We start from the raw sequence: 24403 nt of genomic DNA, 5'->3' as shown, positions 1-24403 counted from the left end.
TATTTTTACTGTGCCTTGTTCGGCTGCTCTACTGGGACTGGATTTCCACCCGATCTTTTCGTTTTCAATTCAAAATACGCATCCAAAATCTCTTTACCAATCGCGGAATTAATTCCTGATTTGTCATCATTTACCCATGGTACAACAACTGAAAAAGCTACTTCTGGATCAGCATCATATGGTGCATAACCGGCAAGAGTTAAATTATAACATTTTTTTCTATTATTATTTTCATCTCTTCCAATTTCACTTTCCCCACCATATACGGTTTCAGCTGTTCCTGTTTTTCCAGCTGGTTTATATGGTAATCCTTTAAACGTTGCAGTACCAGTTCCGTCATTCTCTTGAAAAACCCTTCTAAACCCTTCTTTTACATGATTAATGTATGATGTGTTCATATCCACTCGATTTAAAATGACTGGTTCAATAGACCGAATAACTTTTCCAACATCCTCTGGTCTATGTGGTTGCTCTCTCACTTCTTGCACAATTTGCGGTTTCATTCGATAACCGCCGTTTGCAATTGTTGACATATATTGAGCAAGTTGAAGCGGCGTATATGTATCGTATTGTCCAATCGCATAATCAAGTAAAAAACCAGGTATGTTATCCGTTTTACCCATTTGACCAATCGATTCATTCGGCAAGTCAATACCTGTTGGTACACCTAAGCCAAATTGTCTAAAATAGTAGCGCATTGTATTAAATGTCTCTCGTTTAATATCTAATGGACTGTTTGGCACATAATTTATACCTGCCATTTTTAATGCTGTATTAAACATGTAAACATTCGATGAAACTTGTAAAGCTCTTAAATCATCAATATCACCAAATTCTTTCCACGATTTCTTTGGCTTAGAACTTCCTTTAAAATACATGGGTGCATCAAAGAAATGCGTATACGGCTTAATTGTGTCAGTTTGATAACCAGCTAATAATGTAGCCCCTTTCACAGTGGACCCTAACTCATAAGAACTTGTCATCGTTCCTAACGCGTAGTCTTCTATTTGCATCCCGCCATCTTTATTTACAATTTTCTTTCCTGCCATCGATAAAATTTGACCGTTTTTCGGATTCATCATTACAACGAATGCACGATCCATCATCGGCTCTGCAGAATGAAATGCTCGTAAATTCTTTTCAAGACTTTCCTCTACTTTTTTCTGTAACTCCATATCCACTGTTAACATTAAATTATTTCCACTTTTTCCTTCGGTCACTTTTTCATTTCGAATCACATTTCCTGTTTTATCTGTAATACTTCTAGTCTGTTCTTTCGTTCCATGGAGTGCATCTTCATATTGTTTTTCAATGTAACTCTTACCAATACGATCATTTCTGTTATAATCACGTACTAAGTAATAATCTAATTGTTCTCTTGGCAATCCTTCATTTTCAGTAGAAACGCTACCAAGGATAGAACGAAGTATTTTATCATTTGGGTATTCACGTTCCCAGTCTACTGTCGTATCTACTCCAGGCAAGCTTGCCAATCTTTCACTTACGACTGCATATTCATTTTGACTTACATCTTTTTTAACGATTTGCGGTGTCATTTTATATCCCGCATTCATTTTGCTTTTAATTGCTAGTACTTCTAAATCCTCTTTTGAAAGTTCGCTTAATTCTTCTTGTGTAATTCTTTCCCTACGTAACTCTTCCACTTTTTTATCTAATTCTTTCCCTTCTATCTCCTGCTTCCTAAATTTACTCTCATCTTCTTTCGTTACTTTTGCTGCTGCCCGCTTTTCATTTAACTGCATCCAAAAATCTTTTTTATCTGTTTCTGTTAACTTATCTATATCATCCGGCGACATTTCAATTAACTGGGCTAATTGTCTTGCTACTTGTAAAACTTCTTTCGAGTCTACTCCTTTCATTTTTGTATATGTAACGGTTCGTAGTGGTTTGTTATTTACAATCACCTGACCTTGTCGATCAAACATTTTCCCTCTAGGAACAGGTGTACTTACCGTTACATCTTCCTTTTTGTTCACTTCATTTCTATACGTTTCTCCATCAATGATCTGTACTTTACCTAATTGAATTATAATAGCTGAAAATAAAAGAAAGACGATAAAAAATAGTACATTTAACCGAAAAGGAATATGAGTCTTTTTCTTTTTCGATTGTTTCTTCTGCTCCTTTTTCTGTCTCATTTCGCTCCCTCGCTTCATTCTATTAACATTTCTACGGAAAATCATTATGTACCAAATTTATTTATATGATATATATAGAATTTTATATTAATTATAAAAGAAATAAAAGATTTAATTTTCAGTTTTTTGATTTTATATCCTATTTATTACCATTCCCTTATTAAGGAATAACATGAATGTTATTCTAAAAGAAAGATTTTATTCCATTGTTTTTTCACACCATTCATTTACATTTATTTGTATACTAATAACAAAAGACATTACTAAGGAGAACAGGAAATGACAGATTCATTTACAATATATACTAATGCGTCACATTGTTTAAACTTTATGATTTATATTCAAAATATGTATCTCAACCAAAAAGAGAAAAAAGAAAATTTAAGATTTCCTTACATAGCAAGACAATTCAATTTCTCTACTAACTTTGAAGCGAATTTCAAAGAATTATGGCTTTCACTTCGCAAACAAATTGCTAATGACAAGTATGATTCACAAATTTTTTATGATGAAAATCATACTTTTTATGAGAATCTTTTTAATGCTGATTTATGTAATGAAGAATCATTCAAAGGATTAATATGTAGTTTTAAAGTATGGTGGACTAGCATAGCAGGTCAGCTTTCATTAGAGTAGTCTATAAGTGAGTATAGTACACAACTTTATAATGACTTAGTTTTATACTTAAAACAAAATCAAATAGAGCCTTTACAACAGCTACATATTAGCTTACTGTATGACGATTGTGTATTCACTAAAGATAATATTACTTCTTACTCTGCCATTTTACCTACGAAACACTTTTTTATGAGTTATAGGGATGTGGTTACTACATTATCGACCTGTTTTCATGTTGCTTAACATAATGATTACTCAAATAAAAAACTGAGGCAGACACCTCAGTTTTTTCGATAACTTATTTCCTTGAAGACAATCCCTCAACAAATTTACCAATCTTATTTTGAAAAACAAAGTCAAAGTTATATTCTTGTCCTGTTAACTCTTCATTTACTAAGATGGTTGTTGCTCCTACTTCCCTCTTTGCAATTTGCGGGAATGAAGCAACAGGCTGTACTTTTAATGACGTTCCCATAACGATAAGCACATCTGTTTCATATAAACGTTTGACCGCATTTTGATATTGCGGCAATGTATCTCCGTATAAAACAACGTCTGGATTTAAAATGAAATTACATTTTTCGCAGCGCGGCACTTCATGATCAATCATGTACTGTAAATCATATCTCGCTTTACACTTTGGACAATGTGCTGTTTGCAGTGTTCCATGTAAATCAATGACATGTTTACTACCACCTACTTGATGTAAACCGTCAATATTTTGCGTTAAAATCGTAATATCTTTCCCTTGTTCTTCTAATTCAGCTAAAAAGCGATGTCCACGATTTGGCTTATATTGATGAAACGTATTGATTTGAAATATTTCTTTATAATGCTTCCAAAATTCTTTCGGACTTCTATTATAATATCCTCTTGATAAATACATCTCTACATTCGCATCAGCATACAGTCCATTTGCTGAACGAAAATCTGGGATACCACTTTCCGTACTTGCACCAGCACCTGTTAATACTGTAATTTTCTTCGCTTTTTCTAAAATTGAACGTACTTCTTCAAATTGTTGCACAAAAATCACCTCTATGTATTTTCCTATTCTTATTATACCAGTTGTTTACAGGAGGTGTTGTCTTTGTATAAAGAACTCTTTAAACTTCCTTATTTTATATAGTTTTTCTTGATGATATCTTTTGCGTTATTGTACAGGAATACAAGGAAGATAACTGCTAGGATACCGTTTCCCCAGTAATATGTATTTCCAGAAGTAAACCTATTATAAAAAGATTGAGCATTATAATATAATAGCCCCGCTGAAAGCACAGTAGAGAATACTAACATACCAAAACTTTTCAAGATATCCACCCCCGATTCTAAAAATTCTAATTTTTAGAATAATTATACATGAAAATGGGAGAATTTAAAATATGCAATGTACCCTATCATTATCAAGTTAACGATATCCGCTTCTTCCAAACAAAAATAACAACTACATACGCACTTCGGTACTACTTCAGAATCTTACTTAATGCGTCGTACCCCCAATTTCTACAATATCGACCTCAACTGTCGTCGTAATCTCAATCGCCAATTCTATCCCTTTACGAATAGTAGAAAGTGACATACTTGGTTGACCTGGATATTTGCTCGCTTGCTCTGGTAAAAACGGAATATGAACAAATCCGCCTTTTATTTTCTTATCATGGCTCTCTAGTTCATGCATGAGACCGTAGAATATATGATTACAAACAAATGTACCTGCTGTTTGTGAAACGGAAGCTGGTATACCCTCTGCTTGTAGCCTTTTTACAATTGCTTTCATCGGAAGCGTAGACCAATGAGCAGCTGGTCCTTCTTCTACAACTGGTACATCTACTGGCTGATTCCCTTCATTGTCAGCAATTCTTGCATCATCAATATTAATTGCGACACGTTCTATCGTAATATCTGGTCTGCCCCCAGCCTGTCCGATGCATATAATTATTTCAGGGTTTAGTTGTTCTATATACTCTTTTAATGTGCTGATTGATTTATGAAATACGGTCGGTACTTGTTTACTAATAATCTTGTATTCTCCAATTGTTTTTTCATGCAAACTTTTTGCGACTTCCCAAGCTGGATTAATGCTTTCTCCGCCGAACGGATCGAATCCTGTTAATAATACTGTTTTCATAGTTTTATCCTCCTATTAGAAACGATATACTAAGCCGTACATAATAAACATATTTATGATAAAGATTGAAAGAGCAATTGGTACTTGTGCTTTAATAACGGCATTTTTATCTTTTAGTTCTAAAAGCATTGCCGGAACGATATTAAAGTTTGCTGCCATTGGCGTAAGTAGCGTTCCGCAATATCCAGCAAACATACCGAGCGCTGCCATAATCGCTGGATTCCCGCCGTGCATTTGCACAATTAAAGGTAAGCCAATTCCGCCAGTAATAACAGCAAACGCTGCGAAAGCATTTCCCATTACGACTGTGAAGAGCATCATTCCTAAACAGTACGCCATAACAGCAACGAACGGATACTCTGTCGGTAATACTTGTCCAACTAGATCTGAAACGACTTGTCCAACGCCAGACTTCGCGAAAATACCGCCAAGAGCTGCTAACATTTGTGGTAAAATAACAGCCCAACCGACAGCTTGCAATAGTCTGCTTCCTTCTTGTACAGGCGTTGTTATTTTTGATTTTGTAATTCGCATTGCCGCAACGAATGCAAGTAATGCTCCTAGTGCCAATGCAACTAATGTTACTTTATCTGGATCAACAAGGGAAACATTTCCCCATTTTATTTTTCCTAACGTTAACGTACCGATAATTGTAAAAATAGGAATTAATAGTGCAGGCATAAAGATTTTATTTTTTAATTTCTCCGCATGTTTTACACGTTCTTGTACTGGAACTTCTTTCTCCTCTGATTTTGTTACTTTATTTAGTGAAGCTAACACAACCATAGCGAGTACAATACAACCAACGTAAAACGAAGGGATTACATTTCCAAATAAAAATGTAACTGCAAACAACGCCCAAAATAAACTAGAACCAAATCGGTTTGGATGCTCACGATCAAACGCAATACGAACAGCGATAAAGGCAACAATTATACCTAATACGTAATAGATTGTATCCATTGTGATGATGTTCATGTTATATTGCCTCCTTCTCTTCTTTTTCTTTTGCTTCCATCGTTTTTGCTATATATTTATCAAACCTTCTAAATCTGATCCAGCTTACAATAAGTGCAGATATTGCAGTTGGAATACCCCAAAGCGCCATATCCCATACACCGACATGCATACCTACTGAATCGAAGAACCCTTTCATTAATAAAATAGCACCAGTTGCGATAAAAATATCTTCTCCGAAAAACCAAGCTGTATTTTCCGCAGCCGCTGCATTTGCTTTAATTTTTTCTCTTAACTTTTCAGGTAGCTTACCGTATTTACCTTGTGCAGCCCCTTCTGCCATCGGTGCAACGAGCGGCCTTACCGTTTGTGCATGACCACCAATATTAAGACCTAGTGCTGCTGATGATTCTCTTATCGTAAAATATGACATTAATACTCTTCCAGTTGTTGCGCCTTTTGATTTCGTTATAAGCGCTTCTGCTCTTTCTTTCAAACCGTAACGCTCTAAAATTCCGATTACCGGTAAAGTTAGTATGATAGGCATAGACATATATCTATTTTCTATGAAAAATTTACCGAACATGCTGATCACATCATAAAAACTTAATCCTGAAACCATCCCCGTAACAATACCTGCAACCATAACGACTAACAGTGTATTTAATCTAAATAAAAAGCCTACTGCAACTAATAATATCCCAATTAATTTCACCAATTCCAACACTTCCCCTCATTTTTTTATTCCGGTGCACAAATAGCAATACCATTATGTTCGAATGTTCTGTATATTACTCCCGCAAATTGTACTGCTTTTTCTCCATCACCGTGTAAACAAATCGTCTGCGCCTGAACGGCTACTTTCTCTCCATTCACCGAATTTACATAGCCTTCTTTCACCATTTGAAGCACTTGCTTTATCGCTTCTTCTTCATTTTTTATAAGCGCATTTTCTTCCGTACGACTCGTTAATGTTCCATCTTGCTTATACGTACGATCTGCAAAAGCTTCTTGTACAAGAGTTATATTGTATTTTTCCGCAGCCTGTATAAACGCCTCGCTATTTGCTAATCCGTAAAGTAATAGATTTGGATTCATATGATACATTGCCTTTGCGATTGCATCTGCAATTTCCGGATTAGTTGCCGCCATATTATATAGAGCACCGTGTGGTTTCACATGAAGCATTTTCCCGCCTGCCGCTTTCACAAATGCGTCTAATGCGCCAATTTGATATAAAACATAATCGTATACTTCACTTACTGAAACGTTCATGTTCCTTCTACCAAATCCAATTAAGTCTGGAAAACCTGGGTGTGCCCCTATCGCTACGTTATGCTGCATTGCCTTTTCAACTGTTTGACGCATAACGGACGGATCACCTGCATGAAAACCGCAAGCAACATTTATAGAGGATACGAACGGAAGAATTTTATCATCATTCCCCATTTTATAAGCGCCAAAACTTTCTCCTAAATCACAGTTTAAATCAATTGTAGTCACACTGTTCCCCTCCTAATTTCAGCTTCGTAAAACAATGAATTTCTTTAATAGATTCATATTTACTTCTTGTTCTATGTACAATTGTTCCGCTTCTTCAAGCGTAATTTTCTCAAAAGAAACATAGTCCCCAGGTTTTAGCTGGGCAAGAAGAGGTAAATCTACTGAAATGATATTTCCCATTCTCGGATAGCCACCTGTCGTTTGCCTATCTGACATTAATATAATCGGCTGTCCACCATTAGGAACTTGAATGGTTCCAAATGTAACAGGGCTCGATAAAATCTCTTTTTCAACGGCTCTATTTAAAATTTCTCCTTCAACCCTATAACCCATACGATCAGCGTAATTAGATACTTTATACTCTTTCGTAAAAAATGCCTTTTTGCTTTCTTCTGTAAATTGATCATATTCAAAATCAGTTATGACGCGAAGTTTAGGATTTTTCTTATATTTTGGTCGTACGCTGCTACTAATTGCCCATTTTGTTTTTATGCGCTCATCCTTTTGTAAGTCTTGAATGAAACAATTTGCCATTTCTGATCGTTCACCAATTTGAAAATAATCTCCTTTTTTCAGCATCCTTCCTTCGATACCACCAATCGCAGCACGTATGTAAGTACTTTTGCTTCCCATCGTACAATCAATATGTATACCACCTGCAAAAGTCACATACGCTCTGCAACCACTATTCACTTTTCCAAAGCAAAGCATGCTACCTTCTTCCACTAAAATGGGACGCCATAATGGTATACGCTCCCCATTCAATAACGGTTCCATATCCGCACCGCCAATCGCGAGTAACGTCGTTTTCTTTATTAACAATTTAGGTCCCATAATCGTCATTTCGAGTGCCGCTTCATTTTCTTCATTACCAACTAACATATTGATCATCCGAAGTGCACTTTGATCCATAGCCCCGCCAACAGGTACGCCGTATTGTTGGTAATGAGACCGTCCTAAATCTTGGACTGTTGTAAACATTCCCGCATGCAAAACTTCTACATCCATTCTTTAGCCCCCTCAAGTGATGCGTACTCTTCCTTCGTTATTGGGATAAATCGTAAATACATACCACTTTGAATATAGGTTGGTGTTTTTTCTTCCGGATTAAATAAGGAGATTGGTGTTCGTCCAATAATATTCCATCCACCCGGTGTTTCAAGTGGATAAATACCTGTTTGATTTCCGCCGATTCCTACCGAACCAGGAGAGATTTGTAACCGCGGTGTTTCTTTTCTAGGTGTTTCTAGTTCTTTTGATAGTCCTCCTAAATACGAGAATCCTGGTGTAAAACCTAACATATACACAAAATACGTTGTTTCACTATGTATGCGAATGACATCTTCTACTTGTAAACCGTGATAATGTGCCACCTCTTCTAAATCAGGTCCATATTCTCCCCCGTAACAAACGGGTATAGAAATATGTTTCACATCTCGTTTCAGCTCTTCCTTATACGTATCGAACATTCCAGTTATATATTGGCATACGTAATCATACGGTCTTATCTTTCTATCATTTTCCTTCCATACTTCATACAAATTGTAGTAAACAGCTAATGAAGTAAACGACGGAACACATTCAACCATCCCTACAAACGGATGTTGCTGCAGCGCTTGAAATAATCGCTGCACTTTTTCATAAGTATCCATTCCAATTCCTTCACCAAATGTAACAATAATTGCTTGATCCCCTAACGCAGAAAATTTCATCCTACTCCCTCTTTCTATGCCAAAAAGCCGAGTTCTTTCGAAATGCGATTCGCTGTCTCTTTTACCTTCGCGATAAAATATGGAATGTTACTTTCGCTGTACTCAATTGCTAATCCCGAAATACTAATGCCTGCTACAACCGTTCCGTCGCTTGCGAAAATGGGCACTGCTATAGCTGCTGTATGATTTTCTAACTCCGAATAACTAATGGTATGTCCTTCCTTTTTCGCCATTTGTAACACTTCTAACAATTGTTTCTTATCTACGATTGTTCCATCTGCAAATTGTTTTAAATCCGTTTCCTCTATGTATTTCTGTTTCTCTTCCTCAGAAAAATACGATAGTAAAATTCTCGGACATGCACCGGCATAAAGTGGCGCTCGTCTTCCAACCGCCGTATACACACGTACAGGCTGAACGCCTTCCATCTTTTCCACATAAATCGCGTCATTACCATCTTGAATAATTAAATTAACTGCCTGCCCTAAACTATCTCTAAGCTCTTTCATATATGGAATCGCAATATTTCTTACGGATAGTCTTTGTGAAACAAGTTGACCGAACCGTAAAAAAACGACTCCTAGACGATATTTCCCCTTTTCATTTTTTTGTAAAAACTCCATTTCTTCTAACGAGCCAATTAAACGATAAACTGATGTTTTCGGCATACTTGTAAGCTGAACCATTTCTGTTAAACTTAGCTCTTCATGCTCATAAAACAACTGTAAAATATCCATTGTCTTAACTGCCGTTTTATTTATACTCATTCTATCTCCCTCTTATTCCGAATTTCGGAACTTAAATTCCGTTTTTCGAAACAAACATATAATTTAAAATTATAAAATATTCTTTCAATTCTATCAATATATTTTTCAGCTGCTTTACCTTTATGTTTTGTCAGTAAGTTAAATTAAGCGTAAATCATTACGTATATTTGTAAATTTTTACATCAGGATATTATCATTTTAAAATATTTATTTTATTATGATATATGCAAAATAAAATATAAGGAGTGTTTCTTTTGAAAAAGTTGCTAGTGATTCCTGCCATAATACTACCTTTTTGTTTAAGTTATCATGTGACGTTTGCGACAAATGAAGATACGAAGCTAGACTCTCAAATTGAACAACATGCCATAACTAACGAAGGCGTTGCATTTTTCGGATCAACTACTTATAATTTCAACTATTTTAGTGGAGATAACTTAAGCGTTCTTGTACAAAATACAGGTGATTCTCCTTTTAGTTATACCTTATATAATGCTAAAGGTGCTTGGATGATTGACGGAGCTTTACAACCAGAGGAACGAGCGATAAGTGAATTTAGTATAAATTGGAGTGATTGGCTTCCTGAAGGTAAATATAAAATTTTTTTTAGAAATAGAGACGGTTCACTTTCCAAAGTACATGTTTCTACAAAACCATTAAATTAAAAATCCCAATAAAAAAAGTATGGAAGAATATTTCTCCCATACTTCTTTCTTTATAACGCTCTTACTTGTTTCAACGGCCAGAAAACAGCTTGTCCTTTTCCGACAATTTCATCTTCTGAAATAAATCCAAACATACGACCATCTTTAGAAACTTCACGATTATCCCCTAAAACAAACACTTGACCTTCTGGCACTTTCGTTTTTCCTGTGATTTGTTCTAACGTAAAGTCTGGAGTTAATACACGGCCTGCTGCTTTTTCTTTAAACTCTTTTAAATATGGTTCTTCCATCGCTTTTCCGTTTACATATAACACATCATTTTTATACTCAACTGTATCGCCTGGTAAACCAATTACTCGTTTTACTAAATCATATCCTTCTTTTCCGTGGAAGACGATAATATCAAAGCGTTCTAATCCACTTATACTATAACCAATCTTATTCACGAGAACTCGTTCGTTATTTTCTAAAGTGGGCATCATCGATTCGCCTTGTACTAATGACGGTGTAAATAAAACACCGCGAATAATTGCGATTAATACAAGGGTAAATCCTATCGTTTTCGCCCATGAGAATAATTCTTTCTTCGTATTTTCCTTCATCGTTTCTCCTCTTTCTTACGCATTTATTTTATGATTCGAACTAATTCTTGTACTAAATTAAGATCAATGTCAGCAAAACATGATTTTCCTTCTCTTACCGCTGTACCGACATGAGCTTGCGAAATTCCAGTTTCATCTAGCAATCTCCTTATATTTTCTTTCGTCACGCCAGCTCCAACAACAAGTTGAATTTGACCATCACTTACCTTTTGCATTTCTGTAAGCACCGGAATATTCTCTACTATATTTCCTTGTCCACCTGAAGTTAAGACGTGAGTCACTTTATGAAACTTCTTTAAAGTTCTCATCGCTTCTACTGGATTTTCTGTGTCGTCTATTGCACGGTGATATGTAACATTTATCCCGTCTACCACAGATAATAAATCCGCTAGTTTCTTTTCATCCACTTCATTTCGTTCATTTAATACACCTAATACAACACCAGCTACTCCTAATTTCTGAGCAACTACAATATCTTCCTTCATCATTTCAATTTCTTCTTCCGTATATGTAAAAGACTTCGCATGCGGACGAATCATAACGTGAATCGGTATATGTACTGTTTCTACCGCTTTTTTAATTAATGCATAACTCGGCGTTAAACCGCCTTCTGTATAAGATGTAATTAATTCAATTCGCTTCCCACCAGCTCGTTCAATTCGTTTCACATCTTCTAAACATGTTGCAATAACCTCTAGCATGAGATGACCTCTTTTCGTGCTTTTTTCTTATTATACAGTAGGTGAAATAAGAAGCATAGTATTCTCCTATAAAACGATAAAAAGAAGAATGAAAAGAAAGATTTTTTAACTACTAACATCTATTGGTGATTTTATATTTTACAAAAAGGAGTAACCCCCTAGAAACTCTGAATAGGTGTCACTCCTTTTTTATTTTAGTTATTTTTCTTAACTACTTCATTATAATAGTGGCTAAATGCTTCTACTAATGCGTCAACGGAAGCATACAGTTCTTCTGGTGTATTATCTACCCCTCCCATTTCAATAAGTAGAGCATTTGGAGAAAGATCTTGATTATATACTCCATTCCCGCTTTTACGATCTTTAATAAAAATCCCTCGGCTTAAACCGTAATACTTCTCATCTAAATATGAATTTATTGCCGTTACTATTTTTTTATTTTTTTCATAGTTAGGATTTTCTCGTCCTAAAATAAAATAAAGCCGAGCATAATCCTTTCCATTAATCGTTTTCTTCGTAATATTTTTTCGTGCATCATCCCTATGAAGATCAATGGGAAACATAATATTTTTATCTTGTGCTAATTTATCTTGTAATATTTGACGAGACCCTTTATAAGATTGGGCCCAGTTTAAATTTTTATTTCGTAGAAAATCTCTCATATTCGTCGTATCATGTGAAACGCCTATTCCTTTTTCTTCTAACTTTTGTTTTAAATAATTTCCAACAAACGTAATGTTCACTTCATTATTTGTACTAGAGGCATCATCAGGTATAGTAGCCCCTGGAATGAGAGGAATAAACGACTCCCAACTATGTGTATGATAAATAAAAACTTTATTTTCACCGTTATTTTGTGTATTTGAGTTGTTCTCTTTCTCACTCTTTGGGTGTTTAACAGCAGTACCTTTATCTTTAATATTCTCTAAAGGAATGCTTGATTCTTCAGGAATGTTCGTATAATCTGTTCCTTCCCCTGCAATTAATATTTCGGAATAAAATTGATTCATATTTGGAAGTTCTCGCGTTAATAAACTGCGGAGGTCATTTACATTAATGTTTGTAGAAAGTGAAAGTAAAAAAGATTCCAAAGACGCTCGTCCTTTTTCTTTATGAAATTCTTCTGCAAAATAACGATTTTCACTTCCTATCATATACATAAGACCTTTAGTAGAATTCGTTCCTAATAATTGATTAATATAATACGATTTAAATACGTTTGAATTACTAGAAATGAAGAATGAAGTGAGAATACATATAATCGTGAATAAAATACATATCATTACATACTTTATATTAAATACTTTTAGTTTCACTTTATTCATTTTATATCTCCCTTCATTTACTATATTCTTACGCATAATTTTCAATGAATATGATTACTAATTTAATAGAACTACCTCAAATTTGAAAATAGTAATATGAAATCTATCAATTATAAAAAAGAAGATCCTGCAATAGGATCTTCTAAATCTTGACTAATATATTTTTAACTACGACCGAAACGCCGCATCCGCCAACATAGATAGTGTTGCATCATCCATCGGCGGATTGTGTAGTCCTGCTCTAACGTTTAAATAGTAACGGTGAAGCGGATTTTTTTCTGATAAACTTTTTGCTCCTACGATGCGCATTGATTTATCCACTATGGATATTGCCGCATTTGTTACGGCGTATTTCACTGCCGCTAATTCGGCTTGCAGTGATAGTTTATCTTCTGCCTCATCGTATTTTTTCGCAATTTGATATAAAAAGACGCGAGCTTGCATAAGCTCGAGTTCTAATTCTCCAACTAATCTTCTAACATTCGGTAATAAACTAATAGAATGGTTTAAACTATTTGGTTTGTATGATCCCGCAAACTGAACTGCATAATTTCTTGCTGATTGTGCAATTCCTAAATAACATGCTGGTATATGTAGCAACCAGCCAATACCCTTTTGTTTCACTTTCCCGCCTTTTACATCCGTAAAAAAGCGGTTGTCTAACTCTACATTTTGTAAGACAAGGTCGTGACTAGCAGTCCCTCGCATTGCAACGCTATCCCACGTTTCTTCAATGGATACACCGAGTGTATTTCTTGGAATGACAAACTCACCAACTTCTTCTTGGCCTTCCATACTCGCTGAAATAATAAAATAATCAAGTACTGGTGCCATTGTTGTAAAAGTTTTCCTTCCATTTATAACCCACTTCTCGCCTTGTTGAACCGCTATTGTTTCTGGTTTACCGCCACGCGTCGGACTCCCTGTTTTCGGTTCTGTTGCTGCCCTGTTAAAGAGCGCACCATTACGCACTTCTTCGCAAAACCATTTGAACATCTCATCATTCCAAGAGCGATTTTCCCCTAGCTCTTTCACAATACCAAGATGCCAGCCAATCGATAATGCAGTAGCTCCGCAACCTTCCGCGATTTTTTCTTGAAATAAAACGAAGTCATATAAAGAAATCGCACTACCACCAAATTCCTTCGGTAACGTTAATTTCGTATACCCGATATCTTTCAAATCATTTATATTTTCATACGGAAATGATCCTAATTCACTTAGTCGATGCTCCCTTTCCATGAAATTCGGAATCAATTTATTTATTTGTTCAATAATGAAAGATTGTTTTTCTGTTTCAACAAATGAGAGTGCCATACTATAATCTCCTTTATGCTCGATTCATAAACCGTTCATTTTGTCATTATGATTATATGAAGCTACCTCTCTATTGTTTCACTATTCCGATAAAAATACAATGTTTTTGACTAATAAGAAAAGTTCCTATTTTAGGATAGGTTCTTTTCTTATTAGTCCCCCTTCAATGCCTTTAGTGGCAACGAGGTTACATATCCAATATACGAGAATAATTCTTTAAAGAAGAATGGTATTTCTGTATCTAACGTTTTATATGCTGATGTCGGCGTTGGTGAAGCATATGCTTCAATATTAATATGTTTTGCGATTCTCATTGCTCGTTTCATATGAAGTGGATCACTTACAATCGTGTATGTGCGTATTCCGTTCTCTATTCCAACTTCCTTCGCATTCTTTAAATTTTCTTCAGTGAAAAGGGATTTTGTTTCAATTAAAATATCTTCCTCTTTTACACCTTGTTTCATTGCATATACTCTTGCAGTACGCGCTTCCTCAAGCTCTGCCTCGAACTTTGTACCACCTGTAAAAATAATCTTTTTAATATTTCCGTTCTTATATAAGGAAATCGCATGATTAATTCTTTCTTTAAATACAGGAGATGGTTTTCCGTTCCAAGAAGCTGCTCCTAGTACGATACCAGCATCCGTTTTCACGCTATCATCTGTTTTAAAACGATAACTCCAAATATCGTAAGCTGCATAACTTACATATAAAATAGCAGAACAAATCATTAGTAAAAATACTTGAAAGATTCGTCTTTTCTTACTCTTCTTATTTTCTTTCATTTGTAATTGCCTCCGTACATCATCCATACTTCTATAAAAAAACATTTATATCAAATCGTTTTGTTTGAGTTTATTTAAAAGAAGGAACTTTACTTGTTATTTATGTATAAAAGGGTTTTCATTTAAAATTGAGGATTATCAATTCATTTTCATTTGCGGTTTTCATTACATGTTTTAAATTCATAAGTTTATTACCATACAACTACATTGTAACGAATTTTTTCTCAGAAGGGAACGATGAAACAAAAGGAATTAAAATAAAGTAGCATTTTGTAAGAAAAAAGGTATATTTTTTATGTATTACAAACAATATACCTTTCAAAACACGAATTATAGCTTTTCTTTATACAATTCTAATTTTTCTAATAGACGAGCTTTCACAACTGGCCATTCGCTTGCGATAATACTATACACAACCGCATCTCTCACATGTCCATTCGGTAATTTTCTTTCATTTCTAAGCACGCCCTCTTTTACGGCTCCTAACCTTTCAATTGCTCGTTGTGCTTTTTCATTTCTTGCATCCGTCTTAATTTGCACCCTCAGCATATGCAATTTTTCAAAAGCATACTGGAGAAGCATATACTTACACTCTGTATTTATACTCGTACGTTGCACACTTGGATGATACCACGTTTGTCCTAACTCGACTGTTTTATCTTCCACTGAAATATTATATAGACGTGTACTCCCTACAATCGTATTCGTCTGTTGATCCACTACAACGAAAGGTATTTGCGTACCTTTTCCATAACCCTGTATCGCTTTTTGAACATATTGCTGCATATCTTGCACACTATCCATTTTAGAGATTAAATACGCCCAAATTTCCCGATTTCCTTCTACAATCGAAAACAAAGTTTCGACATCATCACTATCCATTAACCGTAACTTTACTCTTTCGTGAATGATTTCCATTTGTAAGCCCCCTTTTTCTTACTATATCACACAAAAAAAACTTCATTATATAGATATAAAGATATTAAAACCTATTTTAAAATTCACTTACATTCAATTATTAATAACTTCTCACATCATAATCAACCAAAAATCTCTAACAAATACCGTTTACATCTCATTGTATCAAGCTACATTTATATTGGTTTCGTTTCATTTGAAATTTTTCTTTTTCTACTGGTCTAATGTGCGTTCTTTAAAAATTTGCACAGCAAAAACGCTCTTTTTTCTACAAATAGATTATTGTTTTTCATTTATAGATCACTTTTTCAGTTTGATAGCATGGATAAATATGGATGATAACCAAAAAATACTATATAATAATACAGTGGAACTTTAATCGGTGAAAGTTTTACAGTTAATTAATATGGGGTAAATGGGAGGATATAAAAATGCTAGATCAAATCACTTGGGGAACGCCAGGCAGCTTATTATGTTTAGGATTCTTTTTTGCAGGGTTAGGAATTTTCTTAAGAAGTATTACCTCATATACGAACAACAAATAAAAATAACAAACAAAAGAATCCTTTCTTTTACAGAAGGATTCTTTTGTTTAGTTGTATCTTTTTAAAACTTTAAAGTAACAGTTACCACATGTATACTACTAATATTTTTAATTCTACTTTTTATACCTTTCCCCTTGTCGTTACTCTATCTTTATAAATTTAAAATGACTTTGACAATATTTTTCTTTTTAAAGCAACAAATAAGCAATCGGCGTAATGATAAGCAATGTTAATATCGTTCTTTGTACGTACAGAATAATAAGTTCTGATACTTTTAACGGAATATCTGTCGATAAAATACAAGGGATGGAAGCTGAGAAAAACAATATAGATGATACCGAAACGACCGCAATGACAAACTTTGTCACAAGTGGTGCGCTTGCTACTAATAATGACGGTAAAAACATTTCTGCAATACCGACGGATGCCGCTTTAGCAGCTAAGTCTGCTTCTGGCAGTTGTAAAGCCCATGTAAAAGGATAAAAAATATAGCTGACCCAATCAAATATTGGTGTGAACTTCGCTAAGACGATACCAATTAACCCTACAGACATAATAGATGGTAAAATTCCCATTGTCATAATAAAACCGTCTTTTAAGTTCACTGCGATATTTTTCATAACGCTCGGTGCAGTTTTTGATACTTCTAATGCATCTTCCCAAGCGCGTTCTAACATTCTCTCTTTATAAACAGGCTCTGGGAACCCTTCTTCCGTTACATATGTATCTGGTTTTCTACTAAGGGGCGGGAGTCTTACGGTGATAGCAGTTACGATGAATGTTACAACGAGAGTCGTCCAAAAATAAACATTCCATACATGCATAATGTCTAATGTTTTTGCGATGATGATCATAAATGTTGCGGATACTGTAGAAAAGCCTGTAGCGATAATAGCTGCTTCTTTTGTCGTATACTTTCCTTCTTTATACACGCGATTCGTAATTAATAAAGCCAAAGAATAACTCCCCACAAAGGAAGCAACCGCATCAATTGCTGATCGTCCTGGTGTTTTCCATAACGGTCTCATAATTGGACGGCAAAACGTACCGATAAATTCAAGCAATCCATATCCAACTAATAATGCTAAAAAAGCCGAACCAATCGGAACGAGTAAACTCACCGATATGACTAGTTTCTCATACAAAAACGGCCCTACATCTGGTGCAAAGAACCAAGCTGGCCCTACTTTCAAACAATATAATACACCGAAAACGACGCCAACTACTTTTAAAATCGAAAAACAAATATCTACAATAGATGCCTTCCATTTCTTCGTATAAAACGGATAAATCGCACCCACTATCATAACGAGTAGTGCGTAATAAGGTACTACGCTTGGAACCGAAGCTCTAATCCACGACACGATATGATCAATCATTATGGAAGAAGCATCGTTTATCGTAACCGGTACGAAAAACATAAACACCCCAACGAGACTAGCAAGTATAAACCGAAAAATGATGCTCTTCTCACTCCCTGTCTTAATTACATTCCTTTTTAATTCAATTTCACTCAAAATTCGACACCTCCTATTATCTAAATATTCTGTATAATTATATTAAATCCCTTCTTTTCATTTGAAAATTACACAAGCAATAATCTTACATTTTTATTGTCAGTCACCAAAAATTATCATATAATATCTTTCATACATGTTACATATGCTCATTTCAAACATACATTTTGTAACTAAATTATTTCTTTTTTCAATTTACTCTTTAAATTATCCCACATAAAAATAGAAGGAGAATGGAAATTTGAAAACAATAAAAATAACTATGGCAAGTGCGTTGCTATTTGGTGCTATCATCGCTCCATCTAGTTCTTTCGCTGTGAGTGAAACTGTAACACAAAAAAATAATGCGCAATTGGAGAATTACGAAGACGAAGACGATTACTACTATCAATTTCCTGATGTTATTGGCTGGGCAAAGCCGTCCGTTGATTATTTAGTAAAGAAAAAAGTCTTATCTGGCTTACCAGACGGTACATTTGGACCTAATCTTGAAATTGATAGAGCTTCAGCCGCAATTATCATGGCAAAAATATTAAACTTACAAATAGACGCTTCAGCAAAGCCATCATTTAAAGATTCTCAAGAACATTGGGCTACTCCTTATATTGCTGCAGTTGAAAAAGCTGGGATTATTAAAGGCGTCGGTAATGGAAATTTCGAACCTTCTGGAAAGCTAACAAGAGCTGCTATGGCCTCTATGCTTGTTCATGCATATAACTTAGACAAAAAAGCCACTGAAAAACTACCTACTGTATTCCGAGATTTAAAAGGACATTGGAGTGAAAAATCGGCTAATCTTCTTGTTGCTCTTGGTATTTCACTGGGCTATGGTGGTAGTCATTGGTATCCAGATAACACGATTACCCGTGCAGAAGCTGCAAGTTTAGTTGCTCGCACAGACCAATCGAAAGATAAAGAAATTAAATTAAAGCAAGTTACTATGAAACAACATTATTTTATTTATCCTGAAACCTCTCTTCATTCAGGTATACTTGCTGAATATGCACCACAAACCGTTACTGTATTCGATGAATCTGAAAACGGCTGGATCAAAATTGCGACGGATCATGGGTTAAAGTGGACACCATTAAAAGAGAAACAAGTATACATTGATAAAAACTTTGTTACCTTTGATAGACCGTCAAGAACAGGATACGTGGTTGGTAAATATCCCCCTCAAACTGTAACAGTTGTTGAAGAAAATAGCATCTGGTTAAAAATTCGCACTAGTGAAGGGCTTCAATGGATGAATCCATATTTAAAAGAGGGTGAAGGAAAAGAACTAACATACATACCACGAACATTTTTCGCTTACGATAGCCCTAATTTTTCTTCTAAAATATCTGGAAAGTATGCTCCACAAGGCGGCATCGAAGAATTAGCTATGGGAGATGACGGATGGGTACAAATTCGTACAGATAAAGGACCAAAATGGATAAACATGTCTTATCTCTTACGTCCAAAGCTCCTCTTAAATGTTCCTGCCATTAATCAATTGCCCGAACTACAAAAAGGAAGTGCAGTTGTTTCACTACAAATGCTTTTAGAATACTATACAGGACGTTCATTAAATAAAGTAGACTTTGCTAATCAAATGCCATTTGATACAACGAGATATCAGATGGAAGAAGGCGGAAAAATTACAGTTTGGGGTGATCCAGACATCGGATTCGTTGGTGACGTAACAGGAAAAAGATTGGGTTACTCTATTAACCCGGCACCATTGAAACAATTACTTGATAAACATGCAAGAGGTACAGATTTAACAGGACAGGATTTCTCTGTATTAGAAAGCTATGTACGTAATGGTAAACCAGTTGTAGCGTGGGTAGGAAACAAAATAACTGCTCCACAACTAGAACAAACTTGGAAAACACCTCAAGGAAAAACCGTAAATGGATACAGAAATGCACATACTATTATCATAACTGGTGTAGATGATCGTAACATTTATTATAATGACCCATTAGACGGTAAAAAAGACCAGCCAATGGTAAAATCCCGATTTGAGCACAGTTATAATCAAATGGGTAAAAAAGCTTTAAGTATCGATTAATCATATAAAAAAGCCTATTTTGATCGTATGATTCAAAATAGGCTTTTTCTATTACTGTCCATAATCATCCACAATTACTTGAATGACACGATACGATTCTTCTGCCACTATCTTATTACTACTCTTATTCGCATCATATGTAATTAACACCTTCCAAAGTGCCCATCCTCTCGCTCTATTCCACGTTTCTTCATCTATTTGTAGTACTTCTTTACATATCTTTCTACTACTTTTATCAAAAAACGTCCATGACATCGCTGCATCACTTGGCAATCTTACACTCATCTCATCCCCTAAGTGAAATGTTCTGTTATCATGCCCACTAAACTTTACAGGTTTCACCTCTAAATGTGTCCATTCAGGAAACTGTTCCCCCTATTAATCTTTTAACTAAACCAGTATCAATTTGATTCATTTACTCTCCCCTTTTCTTTTGAAACTTACTAAGTCCATCTGTACTGCCAACATATTCAAAACCATTTCTCTTATAAAAATCATTCAATATGCGATTATGCCCTACACAATCTAGTTTTAAAAACTCTTTGTCATGTTGTACATTCTCTTCTATCCACCGTAACATCCATTCTCCGATTTCGTTCCCCTTATACTTCCGGTTCACCGCAAATCTATGAATATATAATGAATTTGAAACTTCTTCTTTACCAAAAATATATTCATCCCATTCATTTTGTTTAGGAGATACTGTAACTGTACCGATAATTTCATCTTCTTTCGTAACTACATATGTATATTTCTCTCTTATACCTTCTAGTATTTCAGCCGTAGCCTCTCCGCCTAACAGATACTGCCACTGATCTACTTCTTTATGTTGTAGCCACTGCGCTACCTCTTTTAATAGAGTGATAATGTTATCGCTTTCCTCTTCAGTAGCGGTTCGAATTGTGTATTCTTTCGTTATGGTGTTTCTCTCCATACTGCCGTTCCCCTTTCAATTTACTACTATACTGACAAACGTGTTCTACCATCATTTTCGTCTGTAACATATTCAACATAAAAACCTTGATTGAGTGCATTTTCATACATCAATTCAATCACTTTTTGATCTTTCGCATAAATTTGTATGTAATCGCCATCTGCTACTAATACGACTATCTCACACTTACTTTCCATAAACTCTTCATATGTTTCAATATCTAGTACTATTTCTCCTTTGGGATATGCTTTTAAATCTGCAAAAATAAGATAATATACGTTGTCTTTAAATAACCTGTTCAAATCCGATCCTTCCATTACACTTGGTTCTTCTGGAAATAACGCTTCATCCAATCCACCACGTGCTACTAAGTATGACTCCTCACTCACTCCCTACCCACCAATCATATGAAGGAATATGAATTGGCTTTAATACTTTCCAAAGTAAATTATTATATTCATTTGGAATTTCTACAAAGATTCCTCTTTTCATATGTTTACTCCTAACATATTTGTTTCCATTTTTGTTTCATACATTATATACGAAATTCAGCTACTATATATAAGTATTTCATCACAAAAACCGTCCCACTACTAGTGAAACGGTTTTAATTCCTTAAGCATTCACTTCGTCTTCACAAAATAATATAAAAACCACACCGCATGATTTTGTTCATCGGCAGCTATTCTACGCAGTAACTCTTTCAAATGTGCATCCGATGTCTCATCTGCAATTTCTAAGTAAAAATCCACTGTCTTCTGCTCATCTTGTATGGCGAATTCTAATCCTTGTAAGTACGTATTCGGACATTCTTCTGTAATTTTTGGTTTTGGCTGCTGACCAGTTAAATTTGTATAAATCTGTACAAACTGATGAAAATGCTTTATCTCATCGTTACGAATTTCAAGAATTTGATTTCGTTCCGCCGCATTGGGAGCCATGTTGGCTAATTTCGCATAACAATTTATAGCACTAAACTCTCCGTTAATTGCTTTCTCAATATCACGAATCAACTTATCATTTTGCCTATACGAATCATAATAATTCGAACTATACATCTTATCCCCTCCATTGTTTCACATAACACTTTATGCAATTTGAAATAGTAGGAGCATGTATACAAAATAAACCGCAAATACGAACTCTTCATTTCCCTATAGACTAATAATCATTTCACCACAAAAAGAACGCTTCACTACGAGTGAAACGTTCTTTTTTCTAAGCGTTTAATTCTATTTTATGTTCCTTTATTGCACTACGTTTGAAAGCAGTCGCTAACATAATAAATATACTTACCGCACCAATACAAACGAGCACAGTAAGGGGTGTACTCCAGCTTAATCCTTTTCCGAAAAAGAATATTTCTCTAAGTCCTTCAATCATAAATCGCATTGGTAACCATGAATAAACCCAATCTTGATAAAATGGAGACAGCATTTCAGGTGCTAATGATAATAACGGTGCACTGAAGAATAGTAAGAGTGCGAATAAACCGATTCCCTTTAATCCAATTAATGAAAGTACGGCCGATATCATTAAGAAGAAACTAAACGATGTAATGGATAAAAATAAGGCCGTATCGGTGAAATTTGAAATATTCAGTCCTACCATGCTATCCGCAATCCACGTAAGACCGAACCCAATAACAAGTGCGGCAATTGCGCCTGTTACGATTTGATTTAGTTTTAATACAAAGTTTTCTTTTCTTGTATGAATTGGCATTTTACTTATCGCGATAAAGATAAGCGCTGCACTCGCTAAACTTGCGATCCATAACGGCTGGAATAATGAAATTGGTGAGTTACCGTTTGCACTATTTTTGCCGACTTCATTTACGTTTGTTACTTTCTTAGTAATCGGTGTTACTACATTTGAAACTTGATCTGCTGTTAATGTAGCCCCTTTTGCTTTCCATCCTTCTAATAGTTGTATACGAACATTGTTGTTCATATTATCAACTACACTATTTAATATTTGTCCTGCCATAGTTGATGCCGCTGTATTCATCCCTTGATTGATAAATATTTCTACCTGTGGCGAAGATGGCTGTGGTGTTCGTAGTGATGCCTGCTTTGTACTAAATTCTTTCGGAATGACCAATGCTGCGTAATACTCTTGATTATTTAAACCTTTTTGTACGGCTTCCTTATTTTTCACTTCTACCCACTTTACCGCGGGTTCTTTCTCTGATTTTGATGTCTTTTTCATATTATCAACAATCGTTTGCCCCATGTTCATTTTCGGTTGATTCGGAATTTCTACTCCTTGATCCTCATTTACAATTGCGATTGGCAAATTGTAAATGAGGTTGAACGGTTGGAAATAATGTTAATGAAAAAATAAACACAACAAGTAGTACAATAACTGGTGATAATAATAAAAGTTTATTTTTAAACATTTTCTTTTCTCCTCCCATCATTTGATTTATAATAACCAACAACGTGTTTATTATTTGTATTTTGAATTATATGTTCGAGTTGAACCGTATACAATAATCAAAAATCGTGAATGTGTCGGTTATAAGACACATCCTTAAAATGTGTTGGCTAAAATTTAGGAGGGACATACTTTGCGTGATAGTAATTTAGATTTACGCGTCGTTCGTACGAAAACTGCCATACGAAATGCATTGGTGGAATTAATTGAGGAAAAAGGTTTTGACGCCATTACAGTGAAAGATATTACAACGAAAGCAAACATCAATCGCGGTACTTTCTATGCGCACTATCAAGATAAATTTGATTTAATGACGAAATGCCAAGAAGACATTATGTACGAGTTTTCTAAAATTGCCAAACAGAAATTCCCGGAAGTGATTGCTGACCTTGGATCTAACCCTTCTCCAACAATGCCCTTTATACTTATCACTTCTATTCTTGAATTTTTAAATGAAAATAGTGATTTTATGAAAGCTGTACTTAGCCCGAAAGGAGACTTATCTTTCCAAACAAAACTGAAAGATTTCATGTGGAAAACACTATTTGAAGATACGAATGGTGCTCTCATTAATAAGGAAAATTTACTTGTTCCAAGCCAATACTTAACTTCTTATATGGCATCCGCTCATATTGGTGTCATCCAGCAATGGTTAAATAGTGGCCAAAAAGAAACACCAGAGGAAATTGCTCGTATTTTATCAACAATTGCCGTTCATGGACCTTTTTATGCAGCTGGTTTAAAGAAATAAGCCCGCT

The 24403-nt window shown here is 35.0% G+C and carries 22 protein-coding genes and 4 pseudogenes; 4 read left to right on the top strand and 22 right to left on the bottom strand.

Going from position 1 to position 24403, the window contains the following annotated elements; genetic code table 11:
* Positions 1 to 5: 5 nt before the first annotated feature.
* Positions 6 to 2159, bottom strand: a complete 2154-nt coding sequence (locus tag AC0NJG_RS15070) for a peptidoglycan D,D-transpeptidase FtsI family protein (RefSeq protein WP_087953235.1) — start codon at positions 2157 to 2159, stop codon at positions 6 to 8.
* Positions 2160 to 2438: 279 nt separating this feature from the next.
* Here AC0NJG_RS15070 and AC0NJG_RS15065 point away from each other — a divergent pair.
* Positions 2439 to 3020: pseudogene (locus tag AC0NJG_RS15065) on the top strand (hypothetical protein).
* A gap of 55 nt (positions 3021 to 3075) precedes the next feature.
* On the opposite strand, the gene AC0NJG_RS15060 reads toward AC0NJG_RS15065, so the two are convergent.
* The 9 genes from AC0NJG_RS15060 to AC0NJG_RS15020 form a co-directional block, all read right to left on the bottom strand.
* Positions 3076 to 3804, bottom strand: coding sequence for an NAD-dependent protein deacylase (locus AC0NJG_RS15060; RefSeq protein ID WP_140168746.1), 729 nt, complete (start codon positions 3802 to 3804; stop codon positions 3076 to 3078).
* A gap of 89 nt (positions 3805 to 3893) precedes the next feature.
* The gene (locus tag AC0NJG_RS15055) at positions 3894 to 4088 is read right to left on the bottom strand and encodes a hypothetical protein (protein ID WP_474063192.1); all 195 of its coding nucleotides are present in this window, start codon (positions 4086 to 4088) and stop codon (positions 3894 to 3896) included.
* Between the two features lie 169 nt (positions 4089 to 4257).
* Positions 4258 to 4905 carry a pyroglutamyl-peptidase I gene (pcp, locus tag AC0NJG_RS15050; RefSeq protein ID WP_087953233.1) on the bottom strand — a complete coding sequence of 216 codons (648 nt, stop codon included), beginning with the start codon at positions 4903 to 4905 and terminating at the stop codon, positions 4258 to 4260.
* A 15-nt stretch (positions 4906 to 4920) separates the two neighbouring features.
* Positions 4921 to 5883: a DUF979 domain-containing protein gene (locus tag AC0NJG_RS15045; protein WP_001021658.1), complete on the bottom strand. Its 963-nt coding sequence runs from the start codon at positions 5881 to 5883 to the stop codon at positions 4921 to 4923.
* A gap of 1 nt (position 5884) precedes the next feature.
* Positions 5885 to 6580, bottom strand: a complete 696-nt coding sequence (locus AC0NJG_RS15040) for a DUF969 domain-containing protein (protein WP_113742674.1) — start codon at positions 6578 to 6580, stop codon at positions 5885 to 5887.
* 23 nt (positions 6581 to 6603) lie between these two features.
* Positions 6604 to 7365, bottom strand: a complete 762-nt coding sequence (gene pxpA, locus AC0NJG_RS15035; protein ID WP_088327552.1) for a 5-oxoprolinase subunit PxpA — start codon at positions 7363 to 7365, stop codon at positions 6604 to 6606.
* Positions 7366 to 7383: 18 nt separating this feature from the next.
* Positions 7384 to 8373 carry a 5-oxoprolinase subunit C family protein gene (locus AC0NJG_RS15030; protein WP_087953230.1) on the bottom strand — a complete coding sequence of 330 codons (990 nt, stop codon included), beginning with the start codon at positions 8371 to 8373 and terminating at the stop codon, positions 7384 to 7386.
* A complete protein-coding gene (gene pxpB, locus AC0NJG_RS15025; protein WP_087953229.1) occupies positions 8364 to 9077 on the bottom strand; it encodes a 5-oxoprolinase subunit PxpB in 714 nt (237 codons plus the stop codon). Before pxpB ends, AC0NJG_RS15030 begins: the two co-directional genes overlap by 10 nt.
* Positions 9078 to 9091: 14 nt before the next feature.
* Positions 9092 to 9844, bottom strand: coding sequence for an IclR family transcriptional regulator (locus tag AC0NJG_RS15020; RefSeq protein ID WP_000026404.1), 753 nt, complete (start codon positions 9842 to 9844; stop codon positions 9092 to 9094).
* 254 nt (positions 9845 to 10098) lie between these two features.
* Between AC0NJG_RS15020 and AC0NJG_RS15015 the strand changes: the two genes are divergently transcribed.
* A complete protein-coding gene (locus tag AC0NJG_RS15015) occupies positions 10099 to 10509 on the top strand; it encodes a hypothetical protein (RefSeq protein WP_087953228.1) in 411 nt (136 codons plus the stop codon).
* A gap of 50 nt (positions 10510 to 10559) precedes the next feature.
* On the opposite strand, the gene lepB is transcribed toward AC0NJG_RS15015, so the two are convergent.
* From lepB to AC0NJG_RS14980, 7 genes are all read right to left on the bottom strand, one after another.
* Positions 10560 to 11111: a signal peptidase I gene (gene lepB, locus AC0NJG_RS15010; RefSeq protein ID WP_000662493.1), complete on the bottom strand. Its 552-nt coding sequence runs from the start codon at positions 11109 to 11111 to the stop codon at positions 10560 to 10562.
* Positions 11112 to 11134: 23 nt separating this feature from the next.
* Positions 11135 to 11812 (bottom strand): copper homeostasis protein CutC, encoded by a 678-nt coding sequence (locus AC0NJG_RS15005; protein WP_087953227.1) that lies wholly within the window; start codon positions 11810 to 11812, stop codon positions 11135 to 11137.
* A gap of 194 nt (positions 11813 to 12006) precedes the next feature.
* Positions 12007 to 13137, bottom strand: coding sequence for a stage II sporulation protein P (gene spoIIP, locus AC0NJG_RS15000; protein ID WP_087953226.1), 1131 nt, complete (start codon positions 13135 to 13137; stop codon positions 12007 to 12009).
* 168 nt (positions 13138 to 13305) lie between these two features.
* Positions 13306 to 14454: an acyl-CoA dehydrogenase family protein gene (locus tag AC0NJG_RS14995; protein ID WP_087953225.1), complete on the bottom strand. Its 1149-nt coding sequence runs from the start codon at positions 14452 to 14454 to the stop codon at positions 13306 to 13308.
* A 152-nt stretch (positions 14455 to 14606) separates the two neighbouring features.
* Complete coding sequence (locus AC0NJG_RS14990) at positions 14607 to 15239, bottom strand: YdcF family protein (protein WP_000662223.1); 633 nt, start codon at positions 15237 to 15239, stop codon at positions 14607 to 14609.
* 330 nt (positions 15240 to 15569) lie between these two features.
* Entirely contained in the window at positions 15570 to 16157 is a 588-nt protein-coding gene (locus tag AC0NJG_RS14985) for a GNAT family N-acetyltransferase (protein ID WP_087953224.1), read from the bottom strand.
* 733 nt (positions 16158 to 16890) lie between these two features.
* Entirely contained in the window at positions 16891 to 18219 is a 1329-nt protein-coding gene (locus AC0NJG_RS14980; RefSeq protein WP_087953223.1) for a YjiH family protein, read from the bottom strand.
* Between the two features lie 241 nt (positions 18220 to 18460).
* Between AC0NJG_RS14980 and AC0NJG_RS14975 the strand changes: the two genes are divergently transcribed.
* Positions 18461 to 20275, top strand: a complete 1815-nt coding sequence (locus tag AC0NJG_RS14975; protein WP_087953222.1) for an S-layer homology domain-containing protein — start codon at positions 18461 to 18463, stop codon at positions 20273 to 20275.
* 51 nt (positions 20276 to 20326) lie between these two features.
* Here AC0NJG_RS14975 and AC0NJG_RS14970 read toward each other — a convergent pair.
* From AC0NJG_RS14970 to AC0NJG_RS14950, 5 genes and pseudogenes are all read right to left on the bottom strand, one after another.
* Positions 20327 to 20690: pseudogene (locus AC0NJG_RS14970) on the bottom strand (hypothetical protein).
* The gene (locus AC0NJG_RS14965) at positions 20691 to 21209 is read right to left on the bottom strand and encodes a GNAT family N-acetyltransferase (RefSeq protein WP_087953221.1); all 519 of its coding nucleotides are present in this window, start codon (positions 21207 to 21209) and stop codon (positions 20691 to 20693) included.
* 26 nt (positions 21210 to 21235) lie between these two features.
* Positions 21236 to 21701 (bottom strand): annotated as a pseudogene (locus AC0NJG_RS14960) (DUF2691 family protein).
* A gap of 131 nt (positions 21702 to 21832) precedes the next feature.
* A complete protein-coding gene (locus tag AC0NJG_RS14955) occupies positions 21833 to 22267 on the bottom strand; it encodes a ferritin-like domain-containing protein (protein ID WP_087953220.1) in 435 nt (144 codons plus the stop codon).
* Between the two features lie 160 nt (positions 22268 to 22427).
* Positions 22428 to 23607: pseudogene (locus AC0NJG_RS14950) on the bottom strand (YhgE/Pip domain-containing protein).
* Positions 23608 to 23778: 171 nt separating this feature from the next.
* Here AC0NJG_RS14950 and AC0NJG_RS14945 point away from each other — a divergent pair.
* On the top strand, positions 23779 to 24396 hold the full coding sequence (locus AC0NJG_RS14945; RefSeq protein WP_071725902.1) for a TetR/AcrR family transcriptional regulator: 618 nt from the start codon (positions 23779 to 23781) through the stop codon (positions 24394 to 24396).
* Positions 24397 to 24403: the final 7 nt, after the last annotated feature.

The organism is Bacillus sp. SSR7 (assembly GCF_055902415.1).
Note: the sequence above shows the minus strand (reverse complement) of the source record. Positions and strands in the feature narration are given on the sequence as shown.